Source organism: Ruegeria sp. CE9, assembly GCF_056537425.1.
The window spans coordinates 1-501 of the sequence record NZ_JBQFRO010000151.1; the positions used below are offsets into that span (position 1 = coordinate 1).

The 501-nt window shown below is 58.3% G+C and carries 1 pseudogene; it reads right to left on the reverse strand.

Annotated elements, in window-relative coordinates:
• Positions 1-376: pseudogene (locus tag ACR0B3_RS24595) on the reverse strand (ABC transporter); the annotation flags it as partial.
• Positions 377-501 lie beyond the last annotated feature (125 nt).

Sequence of the window (501 nt, forward strand, 5' to 3'; positions counted from 1 at the left end):
TGCGGAAAAACACTGCCTTGCGAATATCGGCAATCACACGCTCACCCAATCGTGTCACAAGGTAATAACGCGCGCCCGTGCCTAGGGCTAAAAGGCCCGCGATCCCCAAGGCAGCAAGAAAATAGCTGTCCAAGAGGGCGGCGGTGTTTGTCTCAAACCCATCTACGACACGGCGCACGGCCAAGGGCATAATCAGCGCCACAAGCGCCGTGGTCACAAGCGCCAAACCCGCCCCGATGATCCAGACACGATACGGCACGAGAAAGGGCACAAGCGCACGCAGCGATCCAATCTTTTTGGAGCGCGCACGCTCCTCCGTGGCATTGGCGGCCTTTGCAGGCGGTGCTGCCTTAGCGGCATCGGTTTGGCTGGTCATGGTCGCGTTTATCCTCAATCTGTGAAAGTGGGATAAAGCGGCACGGCTCATCAAACAAGCCCCGCGTGGCGCGACTTAATGCGCGCAGAAATGAAATCAGGGACGCGGCCCGCGATATTTGGCAA